Annotated in this window: 18 protein-coding genes and 1 pseudogene; 8 read left to right on the forward strand and 11 right to left on the reverse strand. The window is 70.1% G+C overall.

Translation table 11 applies throughout. The annotated features are described in order from the left end of the window. Positions 1 to 6: 6 nt before the first annotated feature. Both ACWD4J_RS31440 and ACWD4J_RS31445 read right to left on the reverse strand, forming a co-directional pair. The gene (locus ACWD4J_RS31440; RefSeq protein WP_451398854.1) at positions 7 to 2,562 is read right to left on the reverse strand and encodes a non-ribosomal peptide synthetase; all 2,556 of its coding nucleotides are present in this window, start codon (positions 2,560 to 2,562) and stop codon (positions 7 to 9) included. A gap of 66 nt (positions 2,563 to 2,628) precedes the next feature. Continuing rightward, entirely contained in the window at positions 2,629 to 5,331 is a 2,703-nt protein-coding gene (locus ACWD4J_RS31445; RefSeq protein WP_451398855.1) for a Pls/PosA family non-ribosomal peptide synthetase, read from the reverse strand. A 453-nt stretch (positions 5,332 to 5,784) separates the two neighbouring features. On the opposite strand from ACWD4J_RS31445, the gene sbnA reads away from it, so the two are divergent. After that, complete coding sequence (gene sbnA, locus ACWD4J_RS31450; protein ID WP_451398856.1) at positions 5,785 to 6,777, forward strand: 2,3-diaminopropionate biosynthesis protein SbnA; 993 nt, start codon at positions 5,785 to 5,787, stop codon at positions 6,775 to 6,777. A gap of 34 nt (positions 6,778 to 6,811) precedes the next feature. On the opposite strand, the gene ACWD4J_RS31455 is transcribed toward sbnA, so the two are convergent. Continuing rightward, positions 6,812 to 7,243, reverse strand: a complete 432-nt coding sequence (locus tag ACWD4J_RS31455) for a nuclear transport factor 2 family protein (protein WP_451398857.1) — start codon at positions 7,241 to 7,243, stop codon at positions 6,812 to 6,814. 107 nt (positions 7,244 to 7,350) lie between these two features. Between ACWD4J_RS31455 and ACWD4J_RS31460 the strand changes: the two genes are divergently transcribed. Both ACWD4J_RS31460 and ACWD4J_RS31465 read left to right on the forward strand, forming a co-directional pair. Next, positions 7,351 to 7,920: a PadR family transcriptional regulator gene (locus ACWD4J_RS31460; RefSeq protein ID WP_451398858.1), complete on the forward strand. Its 570-nt coding sequence runs from the start codon at positions 7,351 to 7,353 to the stop codon at positions 7,918 to 7,920. Continuing rightward, a pseudogene (locus ACWD4J_RS31465) lies at positions 7,907 to 8,738 on the forward strand (SGNH/GDSL hydrolase family protein). Before ACWD4J_RS31460 ends, ACWD4J_RS31465 begins: the two are co-directional and overlap by 14 nt. Before the next feature lie 36 nt (positions 8,739 to 8,774). Here the strand turns inward: ACWD4J_RS31465 and ACWD4J_RS31470 are convergent. Next, positions 8,775 to 9,488: a 4'-phosphopantetheinyl transferase family protein gene (locus ACWD4J_RS31470; RefSeq protein ID WP_451398859.1), complete on the reverse strand. Its 714-nt coding sequence runs from the start codon at positions 9,486 to 9,488 to the stop codon at positions 8,775 to 8,777. An 85-nt stretch (positions 9,489 to 9,573) separates the two neighbouring features. Here ACWD4J_RS31470 and ACWD4J_RS31475 point away from each other — a divergent pair, with 85 nt between their 5' ends. Further along, positions 9,574 to 10,545 carry a TAXI family TRAP transporter solute-binding subunit gene (locus tag ACWD4J_RS31475; protein ID WP_451398860.1) on the forward strand — a complete coding sequence of 324 codons (972 nt, stop codon included), beginning with the start codon at positions 9,574 to 9,576 and terminating at the stop codon, positions 10,543 to 10,545. A 22-nt stretch (positions 10,546 to 10,567) separates the two neighbouring features. Here ACWD4J_RS31475 and ACWD4J_RS31480 read toward each other — a convergent pair whose 3' ends face one another. The 5 genes from ACWD4J_RS31480 to ACWD4J_RS31500 all read right to left on the reverse strand — a co-directional run bounded on the left by ACWD4J_RS31480 (position 10,568) and on the right by ACWD4J_RS31500 (position 15,689). Further along, a complete protein-coding gene (locus ACWD4J_RS31480; protein ID WP_451398861.1) occupies positions 10,568 to 11,941 on the reverse strand; it encodes a HAMP domain-containing sensor histidine kinase in 1,374 nt (457 codons plus the stop codon). After that, a complete protein-coding gene (locus tag ACWD4J_RS31485) occupies positions 11,938 to 12,666 on the reverse strand; it encodes a response regulator transcription factor (RefSeq protein ID WP_451398862.1) in 729 nt (242 codons plus the stop codon). Before ACWD4J_RS31485 ends, ACWD4J_RS31480 begins: the two co-directional genes overlap by 4 nt. A 102-nt stretch (positions 12,667 to 12,768) precedes the next feature. Beyond that, positions 12,769 to 14,169, reverse strand: coding sequence for an MFS transporter (locus ACWD4J_RS31490; RefSeq protein ID WP_451398863.1), 1,401 nt, complete (start codon positions 14,167 to 14,169; stop codon positions 12,769 to 12,771). A 189-nt stretch (positions 14,170 to 14,358) separates the two neighbouring features. Further along, on the reverse strand, positions 14,359 to 15,393 hold the full coding sequence (locus ACWD4J_RS31495) for a hypothetical protein (protein WP_451398902.1): 1,035 nt from the start codon (positions 15,391 to 15,393) through the stop codon (positions 14,359 to 14,361). Next, a complete protein-coding gene (locus ACWD4J_RS31500) occupies positions 15,390 to 15,689 on the reverse strand; it encodes a DinB family protein (protein ID WP_451398864.1) in 300 nt (99 codons plus the stop codon). Before ACWD4J_RS31500 ends, ACWD4J_RS31495 begins: the two co-directional genes overlap by 4 nt. Before the next feature lie 118 nt (positions 15,690 to 15,807). Here ACWD4J_RS31500 and ACWD4J_RS31505 point away from each other — a divergent pair, with 118 nt between their 5' ends. From ACWD4J_RS31505 to ACWD4J_RS31515, 3 genes are all read left to right on the forward strand, one after another. Beyond that, entirely contained in the window at positions 15,808 to 16,275 is a 468-nt protein-coding gene (locus ACWD4J_RS31505; protein WP_451398865.1) for a hypothetical protein, read from the forward strand. A 39-nt stretch (positions 16,276 to 16,314) separates the two neighbouring features. Beyond that, the gene (locus ACWD4J_RS31510) at positions 16,315 to 17,598 is read left to right on the forward strand and encodes an MFS transporter (RefSeq protein WP_451398866.1); all 1,284 of its coding nucleotides are present in this window, start codon (positions 16,315 to 16,317) and stop codon (positions 17,596 to 17,598) included. A 244-nt stretch (positions 17,599 to 17,842) separates the two neighbouring features. Further along, positions 17,843 to 20,254: an endonuclease/exonuclease/phosphatase family protein gene (locus ACWD4J_RS31515; RefSeq protein WP_451398867.1), complete on the forward strand. Its 2,412-nt coding sequence runs from the start codon at positions 17,843 to 17,845 to the stop codon at positions 20,252 to 20,254. 172 nt (positions 20,255 to 20,426) lie between these two features. On the opposite strand, the gene ACWD4J_RS31520 is transcribed toward ACWD4J_RS31515, so the two are convergent. Continuing rightward, entirely contained in the window at positions 20,427 to 21,401 is a 975-nt protein-coding gene (locus ACWD4J_RS31520) for an alpha/beta hydrolase (RefSeq protein WP_451398868.1), read from the reverse strand. Positions 21,402 to 21,702: 301 nt separating this feature from the next. Here ACWD4J_RS31520 and ACWD4J_RS31525 point away from each other — a divergent pair, with 301 nt between their 5' ends. Next, positions 21,703 to 23,805, forward strand: a complete 2,103-nt coding sequence (locus tag ACWD4J_RS31525; protein WP_451398869.1) for a SpoIIE family protein phosphatase — start codon at positions 21,703 to 21,705, stop codon at positions 23,803 to 23,805. Between the two features lie 10 nt (positions 23,806 to 23,815). Here ACWD4J_RS31525 and glpK read toward each other — a convergent pair whose 3' ends face one another. Further along, complete coding sequence (gene glpK / locus ACWD4J_RS31530) at positions 23,816 to 25,330, reverse strand: glycerol kinase GlpK (RefSeq protein ID WP_451398870.1); 1,515 nt, start codon at positions 25,328 to 25,330, stop codon at positions 23,816 to 23,818.

A 25,330-nucleotide genomic window follows, 5' to 3' on the forward strand; every position in this document is an offset into this window, starting at 1 on the left:
CCGAGGTCAGGCGGAGACCGGCTCTGCGGTGGGCAGCCGGCGGGAGGACTCCTCCACGAGCCGGGCCAGGTCCGTGAGAACGGGGTGGCGGGTGATGTCCGCCACGGACACCGCGCGGTCCAGGCTGATGGCGAGTTTCACGGCCGACAGCGAGGTGCCGCCCAGATCGAAGAAGTGGTCGTGGCGTCCGATCCGGTCCTGCGAAATGCCGAGCACTCCCGCCCATGCCGCTGCCAGCCGCTGTTCGACGGGCGTTGCGGGCGCCTGGACGCCGTCCTCGGCGGCGTTGAGCCGGGCGGCCAAGGCCGTCAGGGCCTTCCGGTCGATCTTGCTGTTGGCGGTCAGCGGGAGGCACTCGCGCCAGTGGACGGCCGACGGGACCATGTACGCGGGCAGGGCGGCGCTCAGCCGTTCCAGCAGGGCATCGGTGTGGAGGGGCCGCTGCGAGGTGTAGAAGGCCACCAGGTGCGTGCTGTGGCCGGGCAGTTCGTCGACCACCACGGCGCTGTCACGGACACCGGGAACCTGCAGCAGGGTGTTCTCGATCTCGCCGATCTCGATGCGGAAACCGCGGATCTTGACCTGGGTGTCACGGCGGCCGAGGAACTCCAGCTTCCCTTCGGGCAGCCATCGTCCGAAGTCACCGCTGAGACAGAGGCGTTGGCCTTCACGGTGGGGGTCGCGCAGGTAGGTGGGCCGGGTGCGGTCGGGGTCGTTGACATAGCCGCGGCCGACACAGATACCCGAGAAGGCGATCGCGCCCGGCGCGCCGAGCGGCACCGGGTTCAGGTGCTCGTCGACGATGTAGACGCGCACATTGCTGACCGGCCGCCCCAGCGGAACCCGATCGCCGTCCGGAGCGCGATCCATGATCTCGTGGTTGGTGTCGTCCGAGGTCTCGGTCAGGCCGTAGGCGTTGACCAGCTTGACGTGGCGCTTGGCGGTGAACCAGCGCTGGACGAGCTCCTTCTTCAGCGCCTCGCCGGTCACCGATACGTACCGCAGGTCCGGCAGTCCGCGCGCGTGCTGCTCCAGGTACGTCAGGACGACTTCGAGGTACGACGGCACGACCTGGAGGACGGAGACCCGTTCGCGGGCGATCTTGTCGACGAACCGCTCGACGTCGAGGATCACGTCCTGTTCGACCAGCAGGGTCCGCCCCCCGACCAGCAGCGCGGAGACCGACTGCCACAGTGAGATGTCGAAGCACTGGGGCGCGGTCTGGGCGACCACCTGCCCCGCGGCGATCTCCAGGTCGTCGATCTTGGCGTAGAGGTGGTTGAGCATGCCCGCGTGCTCGCACATCGCGCCCTTGGGTTCACCGGTGGAGCCGGAGGTGAAGTAGATGTAGGCCAGCTGGTCGGGCGTGACGGCCATGCCGAGATCGCACGCGGCGTGGCCCTCCTCGTAGGCGGTGTCGGTGAGCAGAATCCGGACTGCGGGCATCGACGCGAGGACTGTCTGAAGGGTGCTGGTGCCGGCAAGTTCGGTGAGCACAAGCCTGCACTCGGAACGGGCGAGCATGGCCTTGATCCGTTCAGCGGGCAGATGCGGCTCGATGGGCAGGTACACGCCGCCGGCCTTGAAGACCGCCAGAACGGCGGCCAGCCAGTCCAGGTTCCTGTCCATCACCACCGCGACGACGCCTTCGCGGCTGAGCCCCCGCGCCAGCAGGGCGCGGCCCAGCTGGTTGGCGCGGGCATTGAGCTCCCGGTACGTCCACTGCTGGTTGCCGTGCACGGCTGCGACCGCGTGCGGGTTGTGCCGTACGCGCTGCTCGAACAGCTCATGGACCCTGGCGTCAGGCAGACTGCGGTGCAGCCCGGCGAGCCCTTCGAGCTGGAAGCGCAGCTCCTCAGCGGACAGCAGGCTCTGGCGTGAGTGCTCCGCGCCCGGGTCGGCGGCGATCAGGGCGAGCGCCGTGAGGTGGTAGCCGGCGATGCGGGCGGCGCAGTCGGTGTCGAGAACGTCGGTGCGGTAGCGCAGCCGCAGCATGAGCCGGCCGTCGTCGTGCTGGGCGATGTCCACCCGCAGCACTGCGGCGTCCGGGGCCGTCTCGATGTTGTTCGCGAGCGACTCGCTGCCGGTGCCGGCTGGTTCGCCGCCGGCCCCGCTCACATCGAGCACGGTTTCAAACAGCGGCTCGGTCAGGTCGAGTTCGCGCCTGAGGTCGTCCACCGGGTGATCCCGATGGGTGAGCATCTGTGAGGCGACCTCGTGGGTGTGGAGCAGGAGGGCCCGCCACGAGCCGTGCCCTGTCGCCAGTCGGCACGGCAGCGGTCGGCCACGGGCGACGGCGATGTAGCCGGTGGTGACGTCGCGTTCGCCGGTCAGCGCGGCCAGTACCTTGGCATGCGCGGCCAGGAGCACAGAGCTCAGCGACATGTCCAGGTCGTCCGCCAGCCGGCGCAGGGCTGTGGTGTGGCTGACGGGGATCGGTGCGTGGTGCTCAGCCAGTCCGGCAACCGGCTTACGGGTCCAGCGCGGAAGGGGCGTGAAGCCGCCGGATGCGGTCAGGACACCGTGCCAGAAGTCTCGGCCGGCGGGAGTGTCGAGTGCCATCGGGGTCTGTCCTTTACTCGGGTTCTGATGGTTCTGATGTGGCTGGAGTGCGTGCGTGACGTAGCGTCAGATACGGTCTGCCACAAGCGCCTGCGGGTGGGGGGTGCTGTCGGGGAGGTGACGGGCCGGGTTTCCTCCCCACCGGGCGTGCGTGGGGACGTGTTCGCCCTTCATGAGGAAGGAGTCGCAGGCGAGGTCGACGTGGTCGGCCATCGTCACGCCGTAGTGGACGAACGCGCCGACACCGAGGGTGCAGCCGGCACCGATCGTGGCGCGGTCGGACTTGAATGCGCCGTCCTCCTGCGAGTGGCACTGGATCACCGTGCCCGCGTTGAGGGTGCAGTCGTCGCCGATCGTCACCAGCGTCCGCTCCGGGAAGAAGGACCCGTCGTCGAAGACCCGCTTGCCGATCCGGGCACCGAGCAACCGCAGCACCACGTTCTTGAACGGGGTTCCGTCGAAAAACTGGGCGTGGTCGAGCGCCGCCATCTTCCAGAAGCGTTCATGCCGCCAGAAGGACGCATCGTAGATGGAGCAGTTCAGCGGCTGCTGGGCCTTGAATCCCGTGGCGGCCCGTTCGATCAGGGCGAAATAGCAGACGGTGAAGACGAGGGCGAGGAAGCTGGCCAACGCGATCGCCGATGCGCCGAAGGCGGGGTAAAGGGTTTCGGCGCCCAGTGCCAGCAGGGTGACGGTGAATACGTGGAACCACCGCGCCAGCACATACAGCACCGCCGTGACGGCGTTGTGCCTGTTCTTGGCGGCGAGGCACCGGCGCAGCTCACCACCGCTCGCCACGTGGTTCAACCGGGCGTCCCGCATCACCGTGCGCGGAATGGTGAAAGGGGGCGAGCCCAGCAGACCGACGTCCTCCCGTATCTCTCCGTCGATGGGCACCATGACCTTCGTCGCCAGCAGGCAGTTGTCGCCGGTCCTGGCCCGGGACGGATAAGCGATGCGGTTTCCGAGGAAGCTGCGCGCTCCGATCGAGGCGCGGGAGAGGGAGAACGACGTGTTGGAGAAGTCGGCATTGATGATGGACAGACCGTCGGCGATCATCGTGTTGCTGCCCACCGAGCTCAGAAACGGGCTGTCGTGCTTCACTTCCGTGCCGAAGTTCGAGCCGGTCTGCGTGACACGGGACAGGTCGTAGCCGAGATAGCGCAGGTAGTGGACGATCGCGGAGCTGTCCCCGAAAAGCGTGGCGAAGAACTTCCTGTTGGTCAGAAAGGCGATGGCCCGCTGCAGACCGTAATGGAAGCCGTAGAGCGGATAGACCGTGTCCGGCTTGATGGCCAGGTTGAGCAGGCGCGGCACCGTGCCCAGGACGACCAGGCCGGCGAAGACGGCGCCGAAGAACAGAATGAAGGACGCGGCCAGGGCACCGAGCCAGAACGTCCAGCCGGAGAAGGGCAATGACCCTGTGTCGAGGGATGAGTTCAGCTGCGGTACCACGGCGAGCAGCAGCGTCACGCCACCGGTGGCCAGCGGCAGATACACCAGCAGCATGGCCAGCAACTGCCCGATGGTGTAGCGGACCTTTCTGGCGGCGGAGCAGTCGGCGGCGTCCACCGTGCGGAAGTCCGTGACGGTGGCCTCCGCCGGTGAGCCGTGCCGGCGCTCCCCTGCGGGTACGGCCTGCCCGGCGTGCAGGGAAGAGGCATGCCCGAGCTGCGACGCGTCACCCATGGCGGTGTTGATGTCGAGGACCGTCTGTTCGCTGACGACGACGTCCTTGCCGAGGGTGACCGGGCCGGTCTGGATGAGGCCGTCGTGGGCGCGGTAACAGGAGAACAGTGCGTCCTTGCGGATGACCGTCCCGTCTCCGACCGTGAGCAGATCGGTGCACACAGGAATATGGGTCGAGAAGATCGCGGCATTGCGTCCGATCTTCGCGCCCAGTGCCCGTAGATAGAGCACATACAGCGGCGACGCGGTGAACAGGCGCGCGGGGCTGGTACGGATCAGGGTTTTGACGATCCACCAGCGCAGATAGGCGAAGCTCCACACGGGGAATTCGCAGGGCGTGAAGCGGCCGATGAGTGTCCACTTGGCCAGGATCGGCACGGTGCACAGGCCGATGAAGCCGGCACCGCCGACCAGTACGGAGCGCAGGTAGCGGCCCGTCAGGGAGCAGCTGTCGCTGATCCATTCGTAGCCGCGGACGGCCGCCAGCGCGGCCAGATAGGAGTATCCGAGGAAGAACAGCAACTGCAGCATTCCGCACAGCAGGTACTGGCGTGTGCCCGCCCGTGCGGCCACACCGCTCGACGTCCGGGCAGCGTTCGCGGCAGGCGCCGGAACGGAGGCCGATGCGGGCGCCGGGCCGGGCTGCTGGGCAGGTACGGGCACGCCGGCGGTCGAGGTGCTCGCCGCGGACGCCGCGGCCGTGGTCTCCGCAGACCCGGACGCGTGGGCGACGGCTGCGGGCGCGGTGGCCATGGCTTCCGGCCCGGCGATGGCGGTGGCCAGGCTTTCGACCGTGGGATGCCGGTAGACGTCCTTCATCGACACAGGCGGCAAGTCCGCGCGCTTCCGCACGCGGGCGCAGAACTGGGCCATCACCATCGAATCCGCGCCCAGGTCGTGGAAGAAGTGACTGTCGGCAGGCACCTTCTCCACGCGCACGACGTCGGCCAGTACCTCCGCCAGAAGCCGTGCGGTACGGGAGGCCGCGTCGGCGGACCCGTCGTCGGGCCTGCAGTCGGGGCGTGTGGAGATGTCGGGCGGCGGATCGGCCATCCAGGTGCCGGTGGAATTCCCTGCCATGTGAGCTCCGGTGTCGTCGGTGTGATCGCGGGCGAGGGCTTCTTCCGTCCGCAGAGGATTCGAAGCCTTTTCGGGGCGGATTTCTCGCGCCCGCCTTTCCAGTAGGCGGGGCGGGCACATCCTCGTCACGCCGCTGAAACTCGTAACTTGACACCGGACCCCGGCAGCGGTTATCGGAATCGGCCGATGCTGCCGGTCTTCGTTGTTCCGCAGCCGCCGGAGAGACCGGCCCCGCCTCCCATGAGCAACGACCGCTGAACAACGACCGCGCGCGATTAAGCGCGATCGAAGTCGCTGTCAAGCCCCGAAATCCGGTGGCATGACAGGGCCACGGTGCTCGCGCGTACTTGGAGGAGTCCCCAGGACGTCGCACCCGGCAGGCGACGTCTTCCTCAGCCGCCCGAATTCACAAAGAGCGGCCCGATTCGGTTCAGCGCAGATCAGGAGGCGACCGTGCCGGTCATATCCACACCCCAGGGCTTCAATGAGGACGACCTCTACGTCGATCTCGAGGCGATCACCGGGAACCGGCTGTTCCTCAAATGTGAAGGGTTCAATTTCGCGGGATCCATCAAACTCAAGGCAGCCGCCGAGATGGTCGAGGCAGCCGAGCGAGACGGCCTGCTCACCGACGACTCGATACTCGTCGAATCCTCCTCCGGCAACCTGGGCGTGGCCCTGAGCATGATCGCGGCCAGCAAGGGCTACCGGTTCGTGTGCGTGACCGACGCCCGCTGCAACCTGCCCACCCGGCTGCTCATGGAAGCCCTCGGCAGCCGGATCCACATCGTCACCGAGCCCGCCGCCAACGGCGGTCTACTCGCCGCGCGCATCGACCACGTCCGCGCGCTGTGCGCCTCAGACGACCGCTACGTCTGGCTCAACCAGTACAGAAACCCCAACAACCACATGGCCCACTACCGCACCACCGCCCCCGCCATCGCGCGCCGCTTCCCGAACCTGGACGTCCTCTTCGTCGGAGCCGGCACAACGGGCACTCTCATGGGCTGCGCGTGTTACTTCCGCGACTGGCACAGGCGCGTGCGCATCGTCGCCATCGACAGCGAAGGCTCCGTCACCTTCGGGGACACCCCAGGCCGGCGCATGATCCCCGGCCTGGGTACCAGTGTCCGTCCACCGCTGCTGGACGACTCGTACGTGGACGAGGTGATACACGTCAGCGAAGCCGACGCCATCCGCGCCTGCCACCGGCTCGCGCGTCGCGGCTTCGTCTTCGGAGGGTCCACGGGCACCGTCGTCAGTGGCGCCGCGCGGTGGCTCGCCGAGCAGTCGGGGCACCACCGGCCGCCGACCGCGGTGGCCATCGCCCCCGATCTCGGCGAGCGCTACCTCGAAACCGTCTACCAGACCAACTGGGTACAGGACCTGTACGGAGACGACGTACTCGACCAGCGGGCAGTCACCGCCCACTCCCCCGCAGCCTGACGCAGGACACGAGGCGGCCCGCGCCCGCGCCTCGTCACTGGGCGGCCGGTGCCGGTACCAGGCCGTCGGCGACCAGCCCGGCAAGGACCGCCTCGCCGAGGGCGTGGACGGCGGACTGCGGCCGGACCATGACCGTGAACTCCTTGATCCGGCCGTCGTCGGCGAAGTGCAGCAGGTCGATGCCATGGATCTGCTTTCCGCCGACGGTGGCCCGGAACAGCAGCACCGCCGACGGCGACTCGGTGTCGTCGCCGCTCGTCCGGGACGCTCCGGTGAAGTCGCCGATGTAGCGGAAGTCCTCGAAGGTGCGCAGCAGGACCCCGAAGAGGCCCAGCACCAGCGGCTTGCCCTCGAACGGCGCGAACTTCACGGGGCTGTAGAAGCGGATGTCCTCGGTGAACAGGTCCTGCAGGGCGTCGAGGTCACGGCTGTCGACGGCGGCGCGGAAGCGGTCCGATGTGGTCACGGCTTCTCCTCCGATGGTTGATTACTCATGAATGCGATTAATCAGATTCATGAGTACCATGGAGGCGTGCCCCTGGACAGGGGCACGTACGAAGAGGAGACGATCCGATGGCGCTGCGGCATGCCGTACTGGCGGCGCTGCTCGACGAGGAGTTGAGCGGGTACGAGCTGGCCAAGGCGTTCGACCTGGGTGTGGCGAACTTCTGGCACGCGCAGCCGCAGCAGGTGTACGCGGAGCTGCCGAGGCTGGAGCAGGACGGGCTGATCACGGGCCGGGAAGTGGTCCAGGACAACCGGCCCAACAAGCGCCTGTTCAAGGTCACCCCCCGCGGCCTGGCCGAGCTGGAGCGCTTCACGGCCGCCGCCGCCAAGCCCTCCTTCCTCCGCGACGACCTGGTGGTCAAGGTCCAGGCCGCCGACCACGTCGACGCCGGGACGCTGATCGCGCAGCTCGCCGAGCGCGCCGCGTTCGCCCAGGCCAAGGCCGAGCTGTTCGGCAAGCTGCTGCGCACCATGCGGGGCGACCGCTCGGAAGAGCAGTTCCTGCGGCACGGCGAGCGCATCGGCCCCTACCTGACGTGTCTGCGCGGCCTCGCCTTCGAGCAGGGCAACCGCGACTGGTGCGAACGCGTGGCCACCGTCCTGAAAGAGAGGCAAGCGGCCCATGCCCAAGAATGATCCGCGTTATCGGCGCTATGTCGCCCTGGGCGACAGCCAGACCGAGGGCCTCGGAGACGGGGACGACACCATCGGCCTGTGAGGATGGGCCGACCGACTCGCCGAACACCTCGCACAGCACAACCCCGGGATGCTCTACGCCAATCTGGGCGTACGCGGGCGCCTGGCCTGCCACGTCCACGCCGAGCAGCTAGCCCCCGCCCTGGCCCTGCGCCCCGACCTGGCCACCGTCGTCGCCGGGGTCAACGACCTGCTCCGCCCGCGGTTCGACGCCGACGAGGTCGCCGGCCACCTGGAGGCGGTGTTCGCCGCGCTCACCGCCCACGGCACCCGCGTCGCCACCGTCACGTTTCCCGACGTCGCGCGCATCACCCCGCTGGCCCGTCCACTCGCATCGCGCGTCCCCGCCCTCAACGACCGGATCCGCGAGGCGGCCCGTCGCCACGGCGTCACCGTCGCCGAGACAAGCCACCATCCCGTGGTGACCGACCCCCCGCCTGTGGACCCCGGACCGGCTCCACGCCAGCCCGCTCGGCCACCGGAGAATCGCCGACGCCATCGCCCACGCCCTGGAACTGCCCGGCAGCAGCGACTCCTGGACTCGTCCACTGCCCCCTCCCGAGACACCGTTGCCCACCGGATTGCGCGCCGTACCGGCCGAACTGCGCTGGGCCGCCGCCTACCTCGGCCCCTGGCTGGTCCGGCGCCTGCGCGGCCACTCGTCCGGAGACGGCCGCACGGCCAAGCGCCCACAGCTCCTGCCCGTGGGGGCACCTGGCGGTACAACCCTGGGCGAGGGTGCCGCTGCGCCGAGGTGACCTGCGGGGCAACCGTCCGGCGGCGAGCCCGGTTCCTCACCGCCGGACGGCGACCGCGGCAGCGTATCCGCCGACCACCGCCACATCCCTGATCGTCCATCCGGGCACCGTGTCCGCCGCACCAGCCGCCGTACCCACGTAGTCCAGTGACATGGCACGTCCCAGCCCCACGCCCAGACCCTTCAGGTAGGCCTCCTTGCGTGCCCAGAGCCGGGCGAACGCCGCCGGCCTGTCCACCGCCCGTAGCCCACTCAACTCGGCGCTCTCCCGCGGATGCAGGCAGGCCCCGACCTCATCGGCCACCGCGGGTCCTGGGACGGCCTCGATGTCCACCCCCACCGGCGTCGCCGCGAAAGCCAGCAGGCACAACCCTCCGCTGTGGGACAGCGAGAAATGCACGGGATCGCCACGCACCACGGGGCGTCCGTGCGGCTCCCCGCACTGCGGGCACGGCAGCCGCTCCAGCGGAACATCGGCGGGCGGGACGCCGAGCTGCGCACCCAGCAGCAGACGCAGCCCCACATGCCCCGCCAGATACGTGTCCCTGTCCCGCGCCTCCCTGAACGCCGCCGCACGCTCGGTCTCGGTCCCGTCCAGCACCGAATGGGCCAGGCGCGCCACCACCGTCCTGAACGCCTCGGCCCGCACCAGCCACAGCCCGGGCCGGCCGGCCATACCCGTCGCCGTCAGCGGCCGCTCCCACCCCCCGTCCCGCAGTTCCACGGGCTGCCACACCACACCAGCCGTCACACACGCAGGATTGCGAACCTCGGCGCCTTCCACCACTCCACTGCCCGGCCGCCGCCTTCCGCTGGACGCCGGTTACCCTTCGGCGATGACCAGCGCAGAGGTGAGCCGCCGACGGGCGCTCAGGGCCGGCCTCGGCGGCACGGCCGCGACGCTGCTGGCCGGGTGCTCCGAGGACTCGGGCCCGATACGACGGCTGCGGTTCGCGACCGGGCCGCGCGGCGGACCGTACAACGCCTTCGGAAGGGCGCTCGCCGGGGCGGTCGCGGCGAGCGGGCGGCGGCTGGAGATCGTTCCGGTGGGAACCGCGGCGAGCGTGGACAATCTCCGCAGGCTGGACGACGGCTCGGCCGAACTGGCGCTGGCCATGGCGGACGCATCGGAGGACGCCGTACTCGGCCGCGCACCGTTCTCCCGGCCGGCTCGGGTGTCCGCGCTGGCCCGTGTCTATGTGAACTACACGCATCTCGTCGTCCCCGCGGAGGGCCCGGTGCGGTCGGTGAAGGAGCTGTCCGGCCGGCGGGTCGCGACCGGCTCGGCCGGATCCGGCGGAAACGTGCTGGCCGGCCGGTTGCTGCGAGCCGCCGGGCTGACCGGGAGCCGCTCACCCGTGCAGGAGCGCCGGCTCGGCCTCGGCGATGCGGTCGAAGCGCTGCGCGCGGGCACGATCGACGCGCTGATGTGGTCCGGCGGCGTACCGACCCCCGCGCTCACGGCCGTGGCCCGCGAACTGCCGCTGCGGTTCCTGCCGCTCGACGGGTTCGTGAGCGCGCTTCGCGAGCGGTACGGCCCGGTCTACACGGCGGTCACGCTGCCGTCCGGGGCGTACGGGCTGAAGGAACCGGTCGCCACGATCGGCGTGGGCAACTATCTGATGGCCCGTACCGATGTGCCGGGGCCTGCGGTGCGCGGGCTGCTCCAGGTCGTGTTCGACCAGTGGCAGGTGCTCCTGCGAGGCGTGACGGCCGGCGTGCGGCTCGAGCCGCGGTTCGCGATCTCCACCGGCCAGGTGCCGCTCCATCCGGGCGCGAAGGCGTACTACCGGTCCGTGTACGGCTGAGCGTGCGGCTGCGGCCGGGCGGTCACGCGGCAGGAAGCCGGAGTTCCACGACCAGTCCGTGCGGGCTGCTGCCGCTCGCGCTGAGCCGGCCGCCGCTGATCCTGGCGATCTCGTCGGCGATGGCGAGCCCCAATCCGCTGCCTGCGACGTTCTGGTGCTCGGGTGACCGGGCGAAGCGCCGGAACAGCAGGGGCAACTGGCCCTCGGGCACTCCCGGGCCGTCGTCCACGACACGGACGACGACCTGCCCGTCCGCGGCGGCCTCGGCCCGCACCTCCACACGGCCGCCGGGCGGTACGAACTTGGCGGCGTTGTCGAGGAGCGCGTCGAGTATCCGGCCCGCCGCGTCCGGCAGTGCCCGTGCTCGCAGCCCGTCGGCGACCTCCGGGATCAGTGCGGTCCCTGCGCTGCGGAGGACCGGTGTCCAGGCCGCGACCCGTTCCCGCACGGCCTGCGACACGTCCTGATCCGTGAGCGTCGCCATCGCGGACTCCACCCGCGCGAGGGCGAGCAGCCCGTCGAGGAGTTCCTCCAGCCGCTCCGCCTCGTCCAGGGCGCGGCTGTGCTCGGCCGTGCCGGGCCCCGGGGAGATGTGCGGCTCGACGTTCTCGAGCTGCAGCACCAGGGTGGCGAGCGGGTTGCGCAGCTGGTGGGATGCGTCGGCGACGAAGTCGCGCTGGCGCGCGATGGAGTCGGCGACGGCGTCGGCCATCGAATTGAAGTGGCGCCGCAGCCGGCGCAGTTCGGGCGGTCCGGTGTCGGAGACGGCGCGCGCCTCGAGACTGCCGGCGGCCAGATCCTCCACGGCCCGGTCGAGGTCGCGGACCGGGCGCATCAGCCACCGGGTGATGCCCGCGGCGACCAGGGCCGCGGCCCCGAAGGCGGCGACGGCCCCGGCGGCGATGAGCGACCAGCGGAAGGTGACGTCGCGGCGGGCGGCGTCGGTCGGTACGGACAGCAGGACGGCGCCGCTCACCCGTTCGTCCCGCCCGACCGGTTCGGCGAGCACGACGGTGTCCGGGCCCCAGGGGTGCACGGTCGGCAGCTGCTCGGTGGAGCGGCCCGTGAGGGCGCGATGCCGGGCGTCGTCCGCCGCGGCGCCCGTGACACCGGCGCTGGATCCGGCCCGGGCGACGGTCCGGCCCGCCGTGTCGACGACGGTCACTCCCGCTCCGTAGAGCTCGGTGTAGCGGCGGATCTCGGCCAGCAGTTCCAGCCGGTCGGGGCCGGTGCGTATGCGGTCGGCGAGATCGGCGAACCGCTCGGCGTCCGAGCGTCGTTGGAGCAGGAGGTGCTCGGTCCGTCCGCGGGCGTAGGCGTCGGCGAACGGCACGGACAGCAGCACCGTCGCGGCGCCCATGAGCACCATCAGCACGGCGAGGAGTCTGCGTCTCATTTCCGGCCGTCCCGCCGGCCTTGGCGTTCCTCCCGGCCGGGCACGGAACCGAGCTGGTAGCCGAAGCCGCGGACGGTGCGGACCAGGCCGGAACGGCCGGTCTTGGCGCGGATGCCCGCCACGTGGACGTCCAGGGAGCGGGAGGCCGCGAGGAAGGCGTCGCCCCAGATCCGGTCCAGGATCTCCTCACGGGAGTGCACCTGGTCCGGGCGCGCGGCGAGGAAGGCCAGCACGTCGAACTCGCGGCGGGTGAGCCGTATCTCCTCCCCCGCCACCGCCACCGTGCGGCCCGCCAGGTCGATCTCCACGTCACCGGCGCGGACCGGCTCCCCGGTGCCGGCGGTACGGCCGGTGTCCGTGCCGCCGTGCGGGGTTCCCGTCCGGCGGCGCACGGTGTCGATACGGGCGATCAGTTCGGCCATCCGGAACGGCTTCACCACGTAGTCGTCGGCGCCCGCGCGCAGACCTTGAACGATGTCGCGCTCCTCGCAGCGTGCCGTGACCACGATGAGCGGCGCGTCACAGACGGTGCGCAGCCGCCGCAGCAGCTCGAGTCCGTCCAGGTCGGGCAGGCCGAGGTCGAGGAGCACGAACTCGGCCTCGTGCACGTGCCGCAGGGCGTCCAGGGCCCGGCCGACCCTGCGGACGGTGTGGCCGCGCTGGGACAGGGCGGTGCCCAGGGCATGGGCCATGCGGTCGTCGTCCTCGACGAGCAGCGCGTGCATATGTGCTTCCTCGTGCCGCTTGCGGCCCTCGCGGGCCTGGTGACCTGGGCCGCAGCTTACGGAAGGTCTGCGGTCCAGGTCACCGTCCGGGGCTCGGTCCGCTCAGCGCCGGGCTTCGGCCGCGGCGGCTGCCGGAACCCCCGCCGCTGCCGAATCGGCCTCGGCTTCGGCGTCGTGTCCGGCCTCGGTACGACTGAGTGCCGCGTGCCGGGTGTCGGGCATCAGGACGTACGTCACCAGGGAGACCAGCGCGCACCCGGACACGTACCAGAAGAACATCCTCTCGTGGCCGCTGTCCTTGAACCACAGCGCCACGTACTCGGCCGTGCCGCCGAACAGGGCGTTGGCGATCGCGTACGGCAGTGCCACACCGAGAGCGCGCACCCGGGTCGGGAAGAGCTCCGCCTTCACGGCGGCGTTGATCGACGTGTAGCCGGTGACGATGACCAGGGCCAGCAGCGACAGGCCCAGCGCCGACCAGTAGGACGAGGCCGACCCGAGAGCGGTCATGATCGGATACGTGCCGACTGTGCAGCCGACGGCGAAGGTGATCAGCAGCGGGCGGCGGCCGATCCGGTCCGACAGCATCCCCGCGAAGGGCTGCAGCACGGCGAAGACGGTGAGAGCGGTGAAGCTCACGAGCGTGGCGGTGTTCTTGGACATGCCCGCGCTGCCGATCAGGTACTTGGTGAGATAGGTGGTGTACGTGTAGTACGCCACTGTGCCGCCGAGGGTGAGCGCCATGACCAGGACCGCCTGACGCCGGTGCTGCCACAGCGCTTTCAGCGTGCCGCGCGTACTGTCCTGGCCGTCCTCATCGGACGATTCCTCCTGGAACGCGTCGGTCTCCGTCAGCCGGCGCCTGATCCAGAACACCACCACGGCGAAGAGCGCACCGAGCACGAACGGGATGCGCCAGCCCCAGCTCTCCAGCTGAGGAGTGGTCAGGGTGTGCTGCAACGTGATCAGGATGCCGAGGCCGAGCAGCTGGCCGCAGGTCATCGACACGTACTGGAAGGACGAGCCGAGGCCGCGGCGGTTGCGGGCCGACGCCTCGGTCAGATAGGTGGCGCTCGCCGCGTACTCGCCGCCGATGCTCATGCCCTGCAGCAGCCGCGCCAGCAGCAGGACCACGGCGCCGAAGTAGCCGGCCTGGCCGTATGTGGGGGCGATCGCGATCAGCAGGGCGGCCACCGACATCATCGTGACGGTGAGGGTGAGCGCGCTCTTGCGTCCGTGCCGGTCCGCGGCGCGGCCGAGCACCCAGCCGCCGACCGGGCGCATCAGAAAGCCGACCGCGAAGATTCCGGCCGTGTTCATCAGCTGCGTTGTCGGGTTGTCGCCGGGGAAGAAGGAGTCGGCGAAGTAGATCGCGAAGCTGGCGTAGACGAACCAGTCGTACCACTCGACGAGGTTGCCCAGCGACCCGCCGACGAGGGCGAGGCGGCGTTTCGCGCGGAGGTCCCCGGGCGGTGTTCCGGGCACGGCGGCAGCAGAAGACATGGCGGCTCCAGTTGAGAGGTCCCTGGTGGGAGACCCAGGGCGCAGGCGGGACCCAGGAGTTGGGGGGAGGGGCCTCGCCGGGGACGAAGTGCGGCATGAGCATGCGGGCGGCCGCCATGCCCGTACAAGGTCCGGCACGCAGATCTAACGTCCCGCTAAGAATCGCGCGGGCCCGTCACTGCTCCCCTGTCAGGTGATGTCGGGATTGCTGCCGAGGATGTCCTCGGTCGTCCTCCAGAGCCGCGGGAGGAACCGGGTGACCTCTGCGGCCCGGTGGAGGAGGTCAGCGGTAGAGCTGATGCCGAGGTCGGAGACGGCTGCCCGGAAGGCCGGGGCGAGGGCTTCGTGCAGTTGCGGGGCGTCCGTGGCCAGGATGGTGTGGCAGCGGGCGAAGGTCGCGGTGATCCAGAAGACGGCCTCGCGGTGGTTGCCCGAGTCGATGAGCGTCTGGCTTCCGTCGATGGCGATCGGGCGCCCGGCAGCGCTGATGTCACTGCTGAAGAAGAACGGAGTCTTCGCCACCTGCACGGTGGCGTCGAACGTCGCTGCGAGTTCGTGCAGATGACGCTGGACGCGTTGGGCAGGCAGTTGCCGGCAGCCGAGCAGGTCCAGAAGTTCCGGGTAGAGGCTGAGGTGGCCGTAGTCGGTGAGGACCTCGCGGGCGGCCAGATAGCGCAAGCGGACGGTGGGGTTGCGCAGGGCGGCGACGAGGAGCACGTGGCAGGTCACGCCGGTGGGGAACAGCCAGGCGGTCACCTGCTCGTGGAACGGGGCCGAGGTGTCGATCGCGGCGAGGCGGTTCTCGATCCGGTGTCGGGCGTCCTGGCATCTGCGGCGGACCCAGGGCCGGGCGGCGAAACGAGGTGAGATGTACTGGTGCAGCTCGTTCAGACGGCCGGTGGGGTCGTCGATGATCGCGCCGGTGCGGAAGTTTCCGGCCAGGTGGTAGGACGCGAGGACGTCGTCAGCCGAGGCGAGCTGTGCCCAGGGCACGTAGCTGACTTCCAGCAGGGCGCCCTGGTAGCGGAACTTGCCCGGTTTGGCCCGCGGAGGGTCATGGGCCGTGACGACGAAGACGTCGACGTCGGAGGACAGCGGCAGCTCGGCGTCGTCCGGCAGCCCGACGGTCGATCCGCTGAAGTACGCGCCGCGGAACCCGGCGTCGGATTCGGCATACCGTGCGACCCACTGGACCGCGGCGGAACGTGCCGGCCCGGCCTTCACAGACCGCACCCGTGGTAGACGAGCAGCCCGGTGTCACCAGGGTCCGCAGGTCGGCTGAAGCGGGCGGCCCAGCCGTCGGAGAGCCACAGCTGCGGGCTGCCCGTGATCTCGGACAGATTCCGGTCCTGCCCTCTCGCGATATGCCATGCAAGCCAGCCGACGCTGTTGGAACCCGGCAAGAGTCGCTCGTCCAGCTCGACAGCCGTGGCGCCTTCGACCGCCTCGGCAAGGTCGCTGCGGATCCGGCGGAACAGCCGAAGCGTCAGGTCCTGCCATCGGCCCTCGTCGGCCTTCACCGCGTTTCCCTCCTCTGACGACCTGCCGGCCTGACACTACCGGGCGGCTCGATGTCAGTCCCGCCTGCCGACAGTGCGCTTGGCAGTTGGTAGTCAGCCTCCGGCTAGGGTGTCGGCCATGGACGGCCCCGTATACGTGCCCTGGTTCTCTGTCGGAGAGACCGACGAGGACGCGTTCGAGACGCTGGACAGCGCGTGGCGCACCTTCGTCTCCGTACTGCGTGAGCGGGCCGTCACGTGGCCGTGCGAACCCGACGACACTCTCATCCTCCGTCCCGAAGAAACCGGGTTCGCGCATCTGCTGGCCCTTGTCTATGGGGTGACGCCTGAAACCGATTCTGTCTCCTGCGTGTTCGGTGCGTTCTTCGACGGGGAGGGTGTGCTCGGCACCGAAGTGCACAACCAGATGTACATTCCCCAAGTCCACGAGTCCCTCGTGGAGATACTCCACGCCGCCGGTTCACCCGCCCGGTGCGCGGAACTGACGGCGGACTGGTTCGAACGCGTCCTGCGCGGAGAGGCCGGCAACTGGCCGCCCCGACGGCGCTCTTCGTCGCGCAGGTCTTCGCAGCGCCCCCGCATATGACGGCTGTGCTCACCCGCCATCGGCCCTACGCTCCTCAGCATGGCCGAACCCGCTGCTGACGAGCCGTTACCGGAGGGGGCACGTCCGCTGTGGCGCGACCGCGACTTCGGTGTCTTCTGGACCGCGCAGACCCTCTCGGTCGTCGGAGACTCCTTCGCTCTGATCGCCCTGCCTCTGCTGGTGCTGCACGCGACGGGATCCGTGGCGCAGATGGGGCTGCTGACGGCCGCCGCCGGCGCGGCCTCGCTCCTGGCAGGGGTTGTCGCCGGGGTCGTGGTGGACCGGATGGACCGCAGAAAGCTGCTGATCGCATCCGATGTCGTCCGCATGGTGCTGTACGCCGTGATACCGCTGGTGTGGGCGTTCGGCCCGCAGATCTGGTTGCTGTACGTGCTCCTGCCCCTGGGCGAGGCCGTCGGCATGCTGTTTTCCGTCACGTACGTCACCGTTGTCCGGAGCCTGGTGAGCGGAAGCCGGATCACGGAGGCCAACGGCACACTGAATGCGACGGCCGCGGCGGCCGGCGTGGTCGGCCCGTTGTGCGCGGGCCTGGTGGCGGCCCGCTTCGGCCCGGCGGCGGCGATCGGCGTGGACGCGGCAAGCTTCGGCGTGTCCGCGGCCTGCCTGAGCTTCGTGCGGTTCCGGAGCGGCACACGGGCGTCCCGGAGCGCCCGTGAGCCCGGAGCGGAATCGGCCTGGCAGATGGTGTGGAAGGACCTGCTTGCCGGGGTGTCGTTCCTGCGCGGGCATCCCGTGCTGCGGGCCCTGACGGTCCTTCTGTCGTTCTTCAGCTTCCTGACTCTCGGTCTGAACGACCTGCTCATCTACCACCTCAAGCACGACCTCGGCCAGAGCGACGGCGCGGTGGGGACCGTCTTCGCGGCCGGTGCCACGGGCACGATCGCCGGAGCCCTTCTCGTGGCCCCGGTCCGCCGCAAACTCGGCTTCGGTGCGACCTGGATCGGCGCCGTCGCGGTCTGCGGGCTCGCCGTGACGGGCATCGGCTGGACCGGCGGCGTGGCAGGCGTCGCCGTTCTGACCGCGACGTTCCTGGGCTGCACCGCCGTGGCGGGAACGTGCTCGATGTCCCTGCGCCAGGAAGTGACCCCCGAGCACCTGCTGGGACGGGTCACCTCGGCGTTCTGGACCCTTCACTACTCGGCAGCCCCGGTCGGCGCGGCCGTCCTCACCTGGGCCGCGCAACACCATGGCACCGCCCCCGTGGGCGTGGCCGCCGGCGCATCCTGCCTGCTCATCGCGGCGCTGGCCCTGCTCACGCCGGTCCGACAGCCCCGTCCGGAGCGGTCACCCGGCAACGCCTGACCACAACGCTGCGTCGATTGTGGTCAGTTCACCGTGCGGTCGGCTGATCCTCGTCTGACGTTTGTCAGCTGACGCACAGACAAACCCGAGAAGTCGCCGCCTGCTCACGAGATCCACAGATTTAACCGCATGGCTCTTGTCCAGGGTCTTTCTACGCGCGTAACGTCCCTCAACTGCATTACTCATGCTGCAACTGGCGTGCTGCCGCGCACGCACGCAAGCTGACCGGACGGAGAGTCACCTCGTGCCCTACCCACTCAGACGCATAGCCCTGATATCCACCGGCCTCGCCACGGTGACCGGTTCATTCGTTCTGACACCGCTGCCGGTCGCGTACGCCAACTCCTCCTCGGCTGTGATCTCGGAGGTGTACGGCGGTGGCGGCAACTCCGGCGCGACCCTGACGAAGGACTTCGTCGAGCTGGCCAACCGCTCCACGAACGCATACGCGTTGGACGGTTACAGCATCCAGTACCTTCCCGCGTCCCCCAGCTCCAGCTCACAGTGGCAGGTCACCCGCCTCACCGGCTCGCTCGCCGCAGGCGGGACGTATCTCGTCTCCGAGGCCGCCGGCAGCGGCGGCACCACGGCGCTGCCCACCGCCGACGCGAGCGGCAGCATCGCCATGGCCGCCGCCAGCGGCACGGTCGCCCTGGTCGACTCGGCCACCGCCCTGACCTGCAAGACGGTCGCCGACTGCGCGGCCGACCCCAATGTGGTCGACCTCGTCGGCTACGGCACCGCGGTCGTACGCGAGAAGACCGCCGCCCCGACCGCGAGCAACACCACGTCCGTCTCCCGAGCCGCCTCGCTCGTCGACACCGACGACAACTCCGCCGACTTCACGGCCGGTACGCCCACCCCCACCAACAGCGCGGGCGAGACCGCGAGCGGAAGCGGCGGCGGCACCTCCGGCCCCACCGAGCCGGGCGCGTTCCGGATCCACGACATCCAGGGCACGACCCGTATCTCGCCACTCAAGGGCCAGACGGTGACGGGTGTGCCGGGCATCGTCACCGCCGTCCGTACCACCGGCAGCAAGGGCTACTGGATCCAGGACCCGAACCCGGACTCAGACGACGCCACCAGCGAGGGGATCTTCGTCTACACGTCGTCGGCTCCGACGGTCTCCGTCGGCGACTCGGTGCTGGTCACGGGCAAGGTCTCGGAGTACTACCCGTCGTCCACCACCCAGTCGGTGACCGAGCTCACCAGCCCGGTCTCCACCACGCTGTCCACGGGCAACGCCCTCCCTGACGCGGTCGTCCTCGACGAGCACTCGATCCCGGACGCGTACAGCCCCACCGCCGGCGGCGGCAGCATCGAGTCACTCGCTCTCGAACCGCACACGTATTCCCAGGACTTCTACGAGTCCATCGAGGGCATGCGCGCCGAGGTGAGCGACGCCCGGGTCGTCGGCGCGACCAACTCGTACGGAGAACTGTTCGTCACCGCCAAGCCCGACGAGAATCCGACACCGCGCGGCGGCACCGTCTACGGCGCGTACGACCAGCAGAACACCGGGCGCATCGAGATCACCACCGCCGACGGAAGCGACGCACCCACGCTCGATGTCGGCGACGAGCTGTCCGGTACCACCACCGGCCCGGTCGACTACTCCTCCTTCGGCGGATACCTGCTCGCCACCTCCGCCGGCAGCCTCGGCACCCCCGTCGACAAGGGCCTGCAGCGCGAGGTCACCCGCAAGCAGAGCGACGAGGAGCTCGCGGTCGCCACATACAACGTGGAGAACCTCGACCCGAAGGACAGCGACGAGAAGTTCGCCCGTCTCGCCGAGGGCGTCGCCGTCAACCTCAACTCGCCGGACATCGTGGCCCTGGAGGAGATCCAGGACAACGACGGTGCGACGGACGACGGTGTCGTCGCAGCCGATCAGACCGTCCAGAAGTTCGTGGACGCCATCGTCGCGGCCGGCGGTCCGCGCTACTCCTGGCGTTCCATCGACCCTGAGAACGACACCGACGGCGGCGAGCCCGGCGGCAACATCCGCCAGGTCTTCCTCTACAACCCCGACCGCGTCACCTTCGTCGACCGCGCGGGCGGCGACGCCACGACCGCCGTATCCGCCGTCAAGACCAAGCACGGCGTCGAGCTCTCGGCCTCTCCCGGCCGCATCGACCCGACCAGCGACGCCTGGGACAGCAGCCGCAAGCCGCTGGCGGGCGAGTTCAAGTTCCGCGGCGAGTCGGTCTTCGTCGTCGCCAACCACTTCAACTCCAAGGGCGGCGACCAGCCCCTGCACGGCCGCTACCAGGAGCCCGCACGCAGCTCCGAGACGCAGCGCAAGGCGCAAGCGGCCGAGGTGAACGCCTTCGTCGACTCGATGCTGGCCGCGGACTCCGAGGCCCAGATCGTCGTCCTCGGCGACCTCAACGACTACGAGTTCTCCCCCGCGGTCAAGACCCTCACCGACGACGGCAAGGTCCTGACGGACCTGCTCAACACGCTGCCGGCCGACGAGCGGTACACCTACGTCTACGACGGCAACTCGCAGTCCCTCGACCACATCCTGACGTCACCGGCCATCAAGTGCCACGACTACGACGTGGTCCACATCAACGCGGAGTTCGCCGACCAGGCGAGCGACCACGACCCGCAGATCGTCCGCTTCGACGTCAAGAGCTACAAGAGGTAGTGACTGCGGGCAGGCGGGCCGGCGGTGCAGACACCGCGGGCCCGCCTGTCGGCGTCCGCGTGGTGTCTGTCAGCGGCCGGCTTCGGCGTCCCGCTGCATGGAGGACTTGCGCGGACGCCGTTGAGGCCCCGACGGGCGGCTGGGGCCTCGACACCGTGCCACGGAAGCGAGGTCAACTTCCCTGCGGGTGGAGGGCCTTGTGCAGGGTGTGGACGGCGAACGAGATCGCCGCCTCGGCTCCGTTGGTCTCGCGCAGGGCGTTGAGCATCACGAAGTCGTGGATGACGCCCTGCACACGCAGCGCGGTGACCGGGACACCCGCGGCGCGGAGCTTTCCGGCGTACGCCTCGCCCTCGTCCCGCAGGACGTCCGCCTCGGCGGTGATCACCAGGGCGGGCGGAAGACCCGCGAGCTGCTCGGTGGTGGCACGCAGCGGTGAAGCGGTGATCTGGGCACGCTCCGCCTCGTCGGTCGTGTACTGGTCCCAGAACCAGCGCATGGCGTCCCGGCGCAGGAAGTAGCCCTCGGCGAACTGCCGGTAGGAGGGTGTGTCGAACGCCGCGTCCGTCACGGGGTAGAAGAGCACCTGCGCGGCGAGGCCGACGTCGCCGCGCTCCTTGGCCAAGAGCGTCAGAGCGGCCGACATGTTGCCGCCGACGGAGTCGCCCGCGACCGCCATATGTGCAGGATCGAGGTTCTTGTCGCGGCCTTCGCGCACGGCCCACTGGGCGACGGCGTAGCTCTGTTCGATCGCGACGGGGTAGCGGGCCTCGGGCGAGAGGTCGTACTCGGGAAAGACGACCGCGGCCGAGGCGCCGACGGCCAGCTCGCGGACGAGCCGGTCGTGGGTGTGAGCGTTTCCGAAGACCCAGCCGGCGCCGTGGATGTAGAGGACGACGGGAAGGACACCCGTGGCCCCGGCGGGGCGGACGATGCGTGCCCGGACGCTCCCGGTGGGACCGCCCTCGACCGTCACCCACTCCTCGTCGACCGCGGGCCTCTCGATGTCGCCCGCCTGAACCTCGTCGACCGCTTTGCGGCCCTCGGAGGGCGGGATCTCGTAGAGGTACGGCGGGTTGGCGGTCGCCTCGGCGAACGCGGCGGCGGCAGGCTCGAGCACCGGAGCGGTGGACGACTCTTCGGACATCTCGTTCTCCCTCTGGTTGAGCGGTCGTGAGACGTGGGGCCATCCAGGCAGCCGGTTTGTCCGGCGGTCTACAACCACCATCGGCGTCACCACCGCCCCCGGCAACGCAGCGTCACCGACAACAGCGCTACGTGGCCTGCGGGTGCAGCCGGGCGGCCGGATGGCGGTCCGGCATGTGGTGGCGGCCGGTTCCGGGGGAGCATGGTGGAGCGGGAGGGAACGCGGTGAACCGGGGGCGGGCCGGGCCGGAGAGCCGATAGAGGACGGCATGCCGTTGCAGGCGGTGGAGGCGGTGCCTGGGATGACGTCAGGATCCTTCGTGGCGGGCGGCGACGAGCCGGTGCGCGGGTCCGCGGGGCCGAGCGGCCTGCTGGACGTACTGGGCGTGGCGGCGGTGCTGCTGGATGCGCGGGGGCGCATCGTCCTGTGGAGCCCGCAGGCCGAGGAGCTCTTCGGCTACACCGCCCAGGAGGCGCTGGGCCAGTACGCGGCCCGGGTCCTGGTCCACGAGGAGCACCTCGATGTGGTGACCAAGCTGTTCGCCGATGTGATGGAGACCGGCAGCGGCTGGGCCGGGGCCTTCCCCGTGCGGCACAAGGACGGCCGAGTACGGCTGGTGGAGTTCCGCAACATGCGGCTCCTGAACGATCGCGGAGACTTCTACGCCCTGGGGCTGGCGGCCGACCGGGCGGCCGTGCGCCGGGTGGAGCGGGATGTCGCGCTGTCGGTGCAGATGGTGACGCAGTCGCCGATCGGGCTTGCCGTACTGGACACGGACATGCGGTTCGTGTCGATCAACCCGGCGCTGGCGCAGATCAACGGCATGCCCGCCGAAGACCACATCGGCCGCACGTTCCGCGAGATCCTGCCGTTCCTCGACGTCGACGGCATAGAGTCCGCCATGCGGCGGGTGCTGCGGACCGGCAAGCCGCTGATCGAGTTGTCCGCTGTGGGGCGGACTCCTGCGGATCCGGCGGAGGACCATGCCTGGTCGGTGTCGTTCTACCGGCTGGAGGATGCCGCCGGAGAGGTTCTGGGCGTGGCGATCTCGGTCGTGGACGTCACCGAGCGGCACCGGGCGGGCCTCGAGGCCGAGACCGCCCGGCGGCGCCTGGCCCTCATCGCCGACGCCTCCGCCCGCATCGGCACCACCCTGGACCTGAACCGGACCGCCCGCGAACTGGCCGACATCGCCGTGCCCGAGCTCGCCGACATCGCGACCGTGGACCTGCTGGACACGGTGGTGGAGGACCGCCGCAGCGGCGCCTCGAGCGGTGATGCGGCGGTGATCCGCGCCGTCGCGGTACAGGCCGGCCATCCCACGGAGGCGCTCAAGGCGGCCGACCCGGAGGGGCAGCTCGCCTGGTACCCCGCTGACCGCCTCGTCACCCAGTCCGTGCGCACCGGCCGCCCGGTCATGGTGCGGCATGTGACGGACGACGATCTGCGCCGTATCGCCCGCGACGAGCAGGCGGCGACGCACCTCGCGCGGGCGGGTGTCCATTCCTATCTGGCGGTGCCGCTGATCGCTCGCGGCGAGGTGCTCGGCGCCCTCGACCTCAAGCGCAGCCGCAACCCGCGGCCCTTCAGCGACGACGACCTGGTCCTGGCCCGGGAGCTGGCTTCCCGGGCGGCCGTGGCGATCGACAACGCCCGCTGGTACCAGAACGTGCGCAACACCGCGGTCACCCTCCAGCGCAGCCTGCTGCCCGAGCGCCCGCCCGCCGCTCCGGGGCTCGAGGTCGCCTCGCGCTATCAGCCGGCCGGGGCGGCCAGTGAGGTCGGCGGGGACTGGTTCGACGTCATTCCCCTGGAGGGCGACAAGTCCGCGCTGGTCGTCGGCGACGTCATGGGCAGCGGCATCGACGCCGCCGCCACCATGGGGCGGCTGCGCACCGCGACCAGCACCCTGGCCTCCCTCAACCTCGCCCCCGCCACGCTCCTCGAACACCTCGACAAGATCACCGAGGGCCTGGACCACTACATCGCCACCTGTGTGTACGCCGTCTACGACCCCCACACCCAGCGGTGCGAGATCGCCAGGGCCGGACACCTGCCGCCCGCCCTGGTGCGCCCGGGCCGTCCCCCGGAACTGCTCGATCTGCCCACGGGCGTACCCCTGGGCGTGGGCGGCGTCCCCTTCTCCACGACCACCATCGACCTCCGCCCCGGTGACCAGCTCGTGCTCTACACCGACGGGCTGGTGGAAACCCGCCAGCACTCGATCGACGAACGTCTGACTACGCTGCTGTGGCTCCTCGACGAGCCGGGCCGCCCGCTGGAAGACACCTGCGACCACCTTCTGCGGGCACTGCGCCACCCCGACAACCACGACGACGTCGCCCTGCTCATCGCCCGCGCACGGCGGTGGAAGCCATCGGGCGCGCCGTCGCCGGCGGAGTGAGGGCACATGGTCAGTGCCGGTCGGACGCGGCCGGCTTGATCCACCCGAGCGCCCGCTCGACCGCGCGCTGCCAGTTGTCGTACTCCGCTGCCCGCCGCTCGGGGTCCATGTCCGGCAGCCATTGCGCGGCCCGGTGCCAGTTGCGGCGGAGTCCTTCGAGGTCCGGCCAGTAGCCGACCGCAAGCCCGGCGGCGTACGCGGCGCCGAGCGAGACCGTTTCGGCGATCATGGGGCGTACGACGGGTACGTCGAGCACGTCGGCGACGAACTGCATGAGCAGGTTGTTCGCGGTCATGCCGCCGTCGACCTTGAGCTCCTTGAGGGGGTGCGGCGAGTCGGCGTTCACGGCGTCCACGACCTCCCGTGTCTGCCAGCCGGTGGCCTCGAGCACGGCGCGGGCGAGGTGTCCTTTGGTGATGTACGAGGTGAGGCCGACGATGACGCCGCGCGCGTCGCTTCGCCAGTGGGGGGCGTACAGGCCGGAGAACGCGGGGACGATGTAGCAGCCCCCGTTGTCGTCGACGGTGCGGGCGAGGGTCTCGATCTCGGGTGCGCTGTTGATCAGTCCGAGCCGGTCCCGGAACCACTGGACGAGCGAGCCGGTGACGGCGATGGGGCCTTCCAGGGCGTAGACCGCGGGCTCGTCCTTGATCTTGTAGCCGACCGTGGTGAGCAGACCGTGCCGCGACCGGATCACCTGGGTGCCGGTGTTGATCAGCAGGAAGCTGCCCGTCCCGTAGGTGCATTTCGCCTCGCCGGGGGCGAAGCACGTCTGTCCGAACAGCGCCGCCTGCTGGTCGCCGAGGGCGGCGCCGATCCGGACGCCGGGCAGGAGAGAGTCGGCGACGGCGTAGGTCTCCGCTGACGGCCGTATCTCCGGCAGCATCGCGCGGGGCACGTCGAAGTACGCGAGCAGGTCCTCGTCCCACGCGAGTGAGCGGGTGTTCATGAGCATGGTGCGGCTGGCGTTGGTGACGTCGGTGATGTGCAGTCCTCCGGCGGGTCCGCCGGTGAGATTCCAGATCAGCCAGGTCTCGATGGTGCCGAACAGCACCTCGCCGCATTCGGCGCGCTCGCGCAGCCCCGTCACGTGGTCGAACAGCCAGCGGATCCGCGGTGCGGAGAAGTAGGTGGCGAGCGGGAGGCTGCAGCGGTCGAGGAAGAAGTCGTCCCCGGTCGTGCGCCGCAGGTCCTCGACCAGCGAACCGGTCCGGGTGTCCTGCCAGGAGATCGCCTTCCCCACGGGAGCGCCCGTCGTACGGTCCCACAGCACCGTCGTCTCGCGCTGGTTGGCGATGCCGATGGCGGCCACCTGGTCGCTTTCGACTCCGTCGAGGGCCTGCGGCACGATCCGCTGGAGGTTGCGCCAGATCTCCACCGCGTCGTGCTCGACCCAGCCCGGCCGGGGAAAGTGGTGCCGGTGCTCCCGCTGGGCGACCGACACCAGGCGCCCGCGGTGATCGAACAGGATGCATCGCGTGGAAGTGGTGCCCTGGTCGATGGACATCACATAGCGTTCAACCAT

Source organism: Streptomyces sp. NPDC002577, assembly GCF_053594815.1.